6 protein-coding genes are annotated in these 8,283 nt (G+C 65.2%); all 6 read right to left on the bottom strand.

Annotated elements, in window-relative coordinates; all coding sequences use genetic code 11:
* Positions 1–118: 118 nt before the first annotated feature.
* Positions 119–1,384: a hypothetical protein gene (locus JNG39_RS18505; RefSeq protein WP_368313454.1), complete on the bottom strand. Its 1,266-nt coding sequence runs from the start codon at positions 1,382–1,384 to the stop codon at positions 119–121.
* Between the two features lie 20 nt (positions 1,385–1,404).
* The gene (locus tag JNG39_RS18500; RefSeq protein ID WP_368313453.1) at positions 1,405–3,594 is read right to left on the bottom strand and encodes a hypothetical protein; all 2,190 of its coding nucleotides are present in this window, start codon (positions 3,592–3,594) and stop codon (positions 1,405–1,407) included.
* Positions 3,595–4,025: 431 nt separating this feature from the next.
* The gene (locus JNG39_RS18495; protein ID WP_368313452.1) at positions 4,026–4,247 is read right to left on the bottom strand and encodes a hypothetical protein; all 222 of its coding nucleotides are present in this window, start codon (positions 4,245–4,247) and stop codon (positions 4,026–4,028) included.
* 674 nt (positions 4,248–4,921) lie between these two features.
* Complete coding sequence (locus tag JNG39_RS18490; RefSeq protein WP_368313451.1) at positions 4,922–5,764, bottom strand: hypothetical protein; 843 nt, start codon at positions 5,762–5,764, stop codon at positions 4,922–4,924.
* On the bottom strand, positions 5,761–7,098 hold the full coding sequence (locus JNG39_RS18485; RefSeq protein WP_368313450.1) for a lipopolysaccharide biosynthesis protein: 1,338 nt from the start codon (positions 7,096–7,098) through the stop codon (positions 5,761–5,763). The genes JNG39_RS18490 and JNG39_RS18485 overlap by 4 nt, the downstream gene beginning before the upstream one ends.
* Positions 7,095–8,279: an aminotransferase class I/II-fold pyridoxal phosphate-dependent enzyme gene (locus JNG39_RS18480; protein WP_368313449.1), complete on the bottom strand. Its 1,185-nt coding sequence runs from the start codon at positions 8,277–8,279 to the stop codon at positions 7,095–7,097. Before JNG39_RS18480 ends, JNG39_RS18485 begins: the two co-directional genes overlap by 4 nt.
* Positions 8,280–8,283 lie beyond the last annotated feature (4 nt).

Here is an 8,283-nt window from a genome sequence, read left to right as displayed (position 1 = left end):
TGGGCGGCAAACGCTCGCACGACCGATGCAAAGCCTCATTCGCCTGTCGGTAAGCCTGAGGGTTCGCGGACACGGTCCGCTCCCACCCCTTCGGTAGCAGAGCGGCGCGCGATGCCGTTTACATACTCATGACCGGCCCACTGCGCTGCATCGCCATCTGCTGCGCCTGCTGCATCTCCATCGCCTGCATTTGCTGCAGCATCGATGCATCGCTCTGCGCGGCGAGCTCCATGCTTTCCTCCTTCGGCGGCGAGTGCGTGTCCATCGGCACCGCTATTTCCGCACCCGGTCGAACGCCGCGGCAGACGATGTTGCCATCGTCGATGTCCACGGACCTCAGCGCGTCCTCGCGATGCACGCCGATCCCGCGCACTTTCGCTGCCACCTCGGCCGCCTTGTCGTCGGAGACCTCCAGCGGAAGCTGGAGGCGGATGCTGGCGTAGACCGGATCGTCGCCGGGCTTCGGGAAGGTGGCGCGCGGCGTTTGATCGGCCAACGGCTGGGGTGATTTCTGGAGCACCGCCGGATCGTCCGGGTGCCATGCCTCGCGTGCCGCTTCACGCTCCAGCCTGAGCTGGTAGGTGTCTTCGAGTCGCCTGACGATCTCGGGCTCCGTGACGTCCTTGTAGACGGTTTCCGAGCCGATGGCCGTGTGCAGCTGTTCGACCTCCACCCATTGGCCGTTGCGCTCGCGCATGAAGAAATTTTCGTTGCCGCCGATGATGTACGGACGGGCGTAAGAGCGCTCCTGCGCGGCCTTGAGATAGGCGCTGCCCATGTCGGTGACGTAGCCCGTTTGCTCATGAGGCGACGTGAACCAATCAACGCCGCTCCGACCCAGGGTCTTTCCCGCGCGAACGATGCCGAGATAGCCATTGTCGAGCATGGTCGACCAGAGCTCCTCCACTTCGGTCTTTTCGTCCGAGGGAGGCAGGCCGAGCTCGGCGCGGCACGCGGCTTTGTCTTGGTCGCGCCGATGGGCAGCTTCGAGGAGCTTGCGGGGTGTCCAGGCGTTGGGGTCGATTTCCGCATGATCGAACGCTTCATCATGGGCGCGCTTGACCTCCGATGCTGGCAGATTAAGCGCAAGGTTGGCTTGCCCGTTTTTCCAATGAATCTGCCTGAAAGAAAGGTCGCGCTGCATCAGGTCGACACCGAAGTCATCCCATTCTCGTTCGCTTAGGACTTTCCCATTGTGGTCCTTTGCGTAACTCTGTGCATAAGCATTTGCCGTTGCGCCGGGCATGTTGTCGTTCCTGACAACGCCGAGCGCAAGAGATCCGTAGCCATCGTTGTTGGGCAGTCTGGCGAGGTAATTCCAGTAAAGCTCGCGATTTCGCCTTTGGGCATAGTACCGAAGAATCTCCATGTCCTTGTCATTCATGACTCACCTCCCTATGCCGTCTATCGGATCTGCGATGTCTTCATGACCGAGCGCACGTGATCTTCGATGCGTCGCCAGTCGAAAAGCACGGTCCGCGAATAGGTCATCCATACCGCAATCTTGTATTCGGGTATCAGGAAATGGTGATCGCAAATCGATCTCCCGTCTTCGTCGATCGCATCGACGAGCTTGCCACCGACGATGCGGCTTCCGTCCGGAAGAAAGCGGGAGTCGCACTTGATGACCGTCTTCGGATTGCCGTCGCCATCGAAGTGCAGATACCAATCTTGATTACCTCTCGGATCCGCGGCGGGATAGGCGGAGTCGTGAATGCGCTGGTAGTAGACCTTCAGCTTGTCGAAATCCGCCAGATACGGGATCAGGCCGTATGCCGGTGTCGACTTGATGCGCAAACCCAGGTTCCGATCGGGATCGGAAGCCTGGACGGGGTCGCTCGGGTCAGGGGGGCGGATATGGCGAGACAGTAAATGGCGGTATTGCACGTCCGTCAGCTTGTCGATGTAGCTGACGTCGATGGTTATCCTGGAGATGAACGTCTCCGTCGTGTCGTGATAATCGACGCCCATGGGCAGCGGTTCCAGGGACGGCCACTGCACGGACAGCGTAGTGGCCTCGCCCGGTCGATCTTGGCCCGACTGGCCGTTGTCATACAGATTCTGCGGAAACCGGAACCGGTGCGGACCGAACGTCGACATCACCAGTGGCACCGGCAACGGGTTGCCGCGGCGATCCTCTCGAACCACGAGCGGTTCGACAGCGATTGCGCTAGGTGGAGGCATGTCGGCCGTCGCCACGAGGGACGCCAGCACGGCGGCGAGGGGTTGGGGAAAGGCCATGGCTTCTCCTTGATGTGAGCCGGATGAGGTAGCGATGAGCGGGGGCGGGGTTTTCGGCACGCGGCAGCGCACCGGGATCGTGTTCGATGGAGTGAGGACGAGTTGGTCGCCGTCGTGCACGTGGGCGAAGTCGTTGGCGCGAACCGGCGTGTAGCGGTAGTCGCGTGGCCGGTACGCCCGGTGATAGTCCGACAGTGCGTTTTCGTCATCCTCGTTGAAGTGGCTGTCGCGCGGCAGCACCACGCAGGGGAACCGTTTCCACACGTGCGGCATGTCGCGGCCGTAGCGGCGGCGGAGGCGGGACAGGCGCCGCACGGTGGCGAGGCACCGCATGCCACCGTCCAAGAGTGTCGGTAAGCGGCTGTAGGCGTCGACTGTGTCGATCACGAACCACGCATCGTCGAGGTCGCGGGTTCGATGTCGCCACCGGGCCAGGAACGCGTCGAGCAGAGGTGCGATGGCCTGCTCGGAGCCTTTGGGTACCTCGAACCACATCGGCGTGGTCGTGAGATCGATGTGGGCAAAGTCGTTGCCGCGCGTGGCGGCGTCCACCGTCGTATCTCCGAAAACTCTCAATATTCGGATCAGTCCGGAGCACACCTGCCCGAGTGCGGCCTCGTCGAGGGAACGCCACGATTGCAATCCTTCGCGCGTCGCGGGCGACAGCATCGGCAACGACGCCATGGCGTCGAGTACAGGGCGAGGCTCGGCGCGATCCAGTACCTCGGCAAATCGATACACATCACCCGGTGTCGGAGGAAGACCGGCTTTCGCCTCGCGGAGTATGTCGTCCACCACGCCGACCAGGGCCACGAACGCCTGGCATAGGTGGCTGGCGAGCAATCGCGAATCCTGATCTTCCGGCGGGAACCAGCGCTGCGCCAGGCTTTGCAGCACATCGCGGCGTAGCCGATCCGGTGTCCATGCTTCGGTGAAAGGGTTCCAGCGCAAACCCTCACCGAATGGCGCGAAGCGGGCTACCGTGCCACGCTGGGCCGCCCGCGCGCCCACGTAAAGCGAGGCGCCGCGCATCCGGCGCAGCGTGGGGCGGAGGGTCGTGTCGAATCCACTCGTCGAGGTCACCAGGACCGAGGCGGCCGTGATCTTCCGGCGCGACAGCACGACGCCTTGCCGCGCAGGGCACGGGACATCCGTCAGCGGCTCGAATCGCGATATCGGTGGTGCGGGAAACGCCTGTCGCCATGTGCGAATCACGCCCACCAGCCAAAGGAGGGGCGCGGGCAAGGCGCCCGCGATGCTGGATACACGCATGCGCCACGCGAACGGGGCGAAGTCGGGTTGCTCCAGCACCGCCCAGTAGTCGAATACCCGACCCATGCGCAGGTCCGACAAGGGCAGGTCGACGGCGTACAGCATCGACGCGCCCGCGAGATAAGGGGATACCACCCCCGCGCCCAGGCCACCCACGGCCATCCCGAGGCGCCAACACCATGGCTTCATGCCACTCCTTGCGATTACGACTCCGACCAAAATTCATAGCACGCCAGCGGCGTATCGGTCACGAGACATGTCGCCTTCCGAGGAGGCGAACGGGGTGGGAGCGGACCGTGTCCGCGAACCCTCAGCGTGACTCAAGCGAGTGAGGCTATGGGGTGATCGTGCGAGCGATAAGCGCCCGCCCGATCGTCGCAATGCCTCATTCGCCCGCCGGTGAGCCTGAGGGTTCGCGGACACGGTCCGCTCCCACCCCTTCGGTAGGGGATTCAGTTCATCTGCATCGTATCGGTCATGAGATGGCCTCCCGCCCTCTTCGGTAGGACGGTTCAGTGCATTTGCCAGCGGCTATGGGCCTGCATCGCCGATTGCGAGCCGAGCTTGACCAGCACGCTCACGGCACCCAGTGCCAGCAAGGTCTGCCGTCGATCACACAACTCGATTTCAGTGGTGCGCTCGATCAACAGATCGACCACGCCTTGCGCGTACTGAAGGTATTCGCCGGCTTCGTTGAGCAAGGTGTCGACCGTGGTATCGGTGTCTTCATTCATGGCTTGATGTCCGCATGAGGTGTGGCACGCCGTGCGAACACGACGTGCCACGAGGAACGCATCGCGCGAGCGATGAGCGCTCGTCGGCCTGCCCGTGACCGGGCGCCGGAAGGATGGTTGGGAAGTGGGGTGCGGCGTGACGCGCCGGGTTGCACGGCTGAGTAAATGCTCAGGAACACGGCGAGACGCCGCGGTTCGTCAACCGCGTCTGGGGAAGGTCCAGACGACCCGGTAACCGTCGAGGGTGTCGCCACGGGGAAGCGGCGGGCGGGGGGATGGCGTAGAATTTGCCATAGCTCAATCAACTCTCAGTAAGTTGTTTGGGTTAGTGGCCTCGGCGTGTGTCAGCACGCCGGGGTCACGCTTCACCGCTTCGTGCGATGGTTGCCTGCGGCGCAGCGCAGGCAACGGTGTGAACGTAGCAGAATGCCGTCGCGTTGTCTGTCATCCCATGAAGCCGCATGGGGTGTTGTCGCCTTGCGCCCGTACGAGCGACGACGCGCGTTCGCTAAAGCGGATAACGAGCCGCTAGTGACTCGAACCGCAAGCCCACCCCCGTACGCAGGAACCCGAGGAGCTACACGCTTGCCGCCACGTACAACACCACCTCACGTCGTTCCTGCGCACGCAGGAACCCAGCGCCTTGCGCTCGTGCGAGCGATGACGCGCGTTCGCTAAAACGGATAACGCGCCACCAACGCCTCGAGTCGCGAGCGCATCTGCGTGGTCAGCGGGGCGGGCGTGTCGTAACTGCGGCGACCCGACAGCGACTCGGCCACCATCTCGTCGTGGCGCGCGCCCATCAGGCCGTTGATCGCGGCGAGGAATCGCGACATGCGCAAGGCATGTTCCTCCGGCGCGATCGAGCGCACCGTGTCGTAATACGACACCTGCATGCTGACGATCTTGCGCACCGTGTGGAACTGGTGGCCGGCGAAGTGCGTGCGTTCCATGGCCTTCTTCAGCCGGCGCATTTCCGCTCGCTGGTGGGCGATGAACCCTGCCTCGTCGTCGAGCTCGATCTGTTCGAGCCCTCGTTTGACCATGATCCACACTGGGCGCGAGAGCAGCAGCTTCAGGCGCCGCCCGTGACGCAGCACGCCGGCGCGGCGACCGCTGCGGAAGGCATCCTGCAGGTGGCCCATCACGCGCGTGGTGAAGTCGAACACCAGTCCCGAGCGATGGCGCTTGCCATAAAGACGCTGGGCGAAGCGCAGGTGCTTGTAACGCGCACGGATGTACTTGTAGAGCATCCGCTCGTCCGCGCTGAGGCCTTCGTTGCGCAGCAGCTTGTCGACCAGCTGCAGCAGCTCCTTGCGGTGCACGCCGTCGTGCCAGAACTGCAGGCACAGCGCGTAGCAGCGCTCGATCTGGTCGCGCGGGCACGACAGCACGATGGGGTCGGGCAGGGCGACGTGGGCATCGACCACGTCGTCCGTATCCACCGCATCGAACAGGCGCCGGAGGGTTTCCCTCGGGAAGCGCTGCCAGCGAAGACCGCCATACACGCCGTTCATGGGCCCGCCTCCCCCGGGGCGTAGTACGAAAGCGCATGCCGCCGGCGATAAGCCGTGAGGGTGGGAACCAGCGAGAAGAACGCTTCCAGGCACTGGCCGCCGAAGTAGGCGATGGCGGCACCCATGATGCCGACGTAATGGGTGAGCGCGATGAGCAGCAGTGCGTAGAGCACGGCGGCGAGCGCTTGCGCCACCAGCGCGGCGCGCTGGCGGCCCGCGATGTAGAGCAGCGATTCCAGCGGGAACCCGGCCATGGAAACGACCAGTGCGGCGGACATCACCTGGAGCAGCGCGTACGACTCCAGGTACTCGTGGCCGAACACCGAGGCGATGAGCGGCTTGCCCACGACGATCACCAGCAGCGCCACCAGCACGCCGAGACCGCCGGCCAGGGCCGCCGAGCGCAGGCCGAGCTTCCACGGGCGGTCGCTCGCCGGGTCGAGGCGGCGGATCTCCGGATAGAAGCTCTTCTGCATGAGCGAGGCGGGCGTGCCCGCGGCGTCGAAGAAGGTGAGGGCCACCTTGAACAGGCCGGCCGCGGTGGGGCCGAGCATGATGCCGACCAGCACGTTGCTGCCGGCGTTGCGCGCCGACCAGATCGAGTGGGCGAAGTTGGTGGTCCAGACGAAATCCCACGCGCCCTGGATGCGCCGGGCCACACCGAAGAGCCCGGGGCGAAGCGCACGGTCGATGTTCTGCCGGCGCAGTTCGCGTACGGCGAACCACCACAACGCGCCGTCGCCGACGAGGCTGGACACGTACCAGGTGGCGATGAAGCCGGGGAAGCCGAGGTCGCCGAAGTAGGCGATCACGCTGCCCACGGCGCGCAGGAACGGCGTCACCGCCTGCTGCACGGCGATCAGGTCGAAGCGGTCGATCGCGCGCAGGATGCCCGTCGGCGTGGCCGCGGTCATGGTGGGGATCAGCGTGCAGTAGCCCAGCGCCCACCAGAAATCGGTGGGCTTGATGCCGACGGCATGGCCGAGCAACGGCAACAGGATCATGCCGCCGACGAGGGCGATGACGCCGCTGGCGAGGTCCAGGCCGAAAGAGAAGCCGGCCACGTCGCGGAAGCGGTCGAGGTCGCGGCGCGTCAGCGCCGGGGTGCCGAACTGCACTACGAACTGCCAGGTCTGGAACTTGGCGAAGTCGCTCACGCTCTTGGCGTAGGCCTGCACCACCACCAACGTGCCGAACAGCGCCGGGTCCATCGCGCGACCGGCGCAGGCCAGCGCCAGCAGCCCCAGGAGGGCGCTGACGAGGTTGCTGGAGCCGAGGTAGGAGGCGTTGCGCACGATGGCGCGAAACGCACCATCGGAGAACCAGTGCTTCATCTTCCCGCGCCGGGCCAGCTGGCGAAGGCCGCGCAGATGGCGTCGATCTGTTCGGGCGTATGCGCCGCGCTGACGCTGCAACGGAGCAACGATTCGTCGCTGGGCGTGGCCGGCGGCACCATCAGGTTCACGTACACGCCGCTATCCAGCAGGTGGGCCCAGAAACGCAGCGCTTCCACCTTCTCGCCGGCCAGCACCGCCACCACCGCGTTGGCCGGGGCGCCCAGGCGGAAACCGAGCTTGCTCAGGCCGTCGTGCAGGCGCTGCGCGTTCGCCTGGATGCGCTGGCGCAGGTCGTCGGCTTTCTCGAGTTTGCGCAACGCCGCGCGCGTGGCCGCGATGGTCGCCGGCGGCAGCGAGGCGGTGAACACGTAGGGGCGGCTGGCGTAGCGCAGCAGCTCCATCTCGTCGGTATCGCCCACGCAGAAGCCGCCCGTGTTGCCCAGGCTTTTGCTGAAGGTGCCGACCACGTAGTCGACGTCGTCCAGCACGCCCGCCTCTTCGGCGAGGCCGCGTCCCTTCGCGCCGAGCACGCCCATGGAATGGGCCTCGTCGACCAGCAGGGTGGCGCCGAATTGCTTCTTGACCTCGACGAACTCGCGCAGCGGCGCGCGGTCGCCGAGCATGCTGTAGACGCCTTCGACCACGATCAGCGCGTCGGCGGCCTTGTCCTTGAGCCGGCGCATGCGCTTGGCGAGGTCGTCCGGATCGTTGTGGCGAAAGCGGATGGTCTCCGCGCCGGCCAGACGGCAGCCGTCGTAGATGCTCGCATGGCTGTCGGCGTCGATCATCACGGTATCGCCGGGGCCGGCCAGGGCCGAGATCATGCCCAGGTTGGCCTGGTAGCCGGTCGAGAACACGATGGCGTCGCGCTTGCCGTAGAAACGCGCCAGCTCCAGCTCGAGCTCACGATGCGACGCGTAGCTGCCGTTGGCCATGCGCGAGCCGGTGGTGCCGGTACCGGCACTTTCCAAGGCCTCGCGCGCGGCGGCGACGCAGTCCGGGTCGAAGGTCAGGCCGAGGTAGTTGTTCGTGCCCGCGAGGATGACCTCCTTGCCGCGGATCAAACCCCGGGTAGGCGAGAGGATCTCGTCGATCTGCACGCCGAACGGATCGATCCCGATGGCGGCCAACTCCTGGCGAACGCTCTGTACCGCCTGGAGCCTGGAATTCTCTTTCATGCAC

It is taken from the genome of Luteibacter sp. CQ10, from assembly GCF_040900725.1.
Lineage (GTDB): Bacteria > Pseudomonadota > Gammaproteobacteria > Xanthomonadales > Rhodanobacteraceae > Luteibacter.
Note: the sequence above shows the minus strand (reverse complement) of the source record. Positions and strands in the feature narration are given on the sequence as shown.

Coding starts and splice junctions, on each gene's coding strand:
- JNG39_RS18505 (WP_368313454.1), bottom strand. CDS start 1,384: ATGAATGACAAGGACATGGAGATTCTTCGGTACTATGCCCAAAGGCGA.
- JNG39_RS18495 (WP_368313452.1), bottom strand. CDS start 4,247: ATGAATGAAGACACCGATACCACGGTCGACACCTTGCTCAACGAAGCC.
- JNG39_RS18490 (WP_368313451.1), bottom strand. CDS start 5,764: ATGAACGGCGTGTATGGCGGTCTTCGCTGGCAGCGCTTCCCGAGGGAA.
- JNG39_RS18485 (WP_368313450.1), bottom strand. CDS start 7,098: ATGAAGCACTGGTTCTCCGATGGTGCGTTTCGCGCCATCGTGCGCAAC.
- JNG39_RS18480 (WP_368313449.1), bottom strand. CDS start 8,279: ATGAAAGAGAATTCCAGGCTCCAGGCGGTACAGAGCGTTCGCCAGGAG.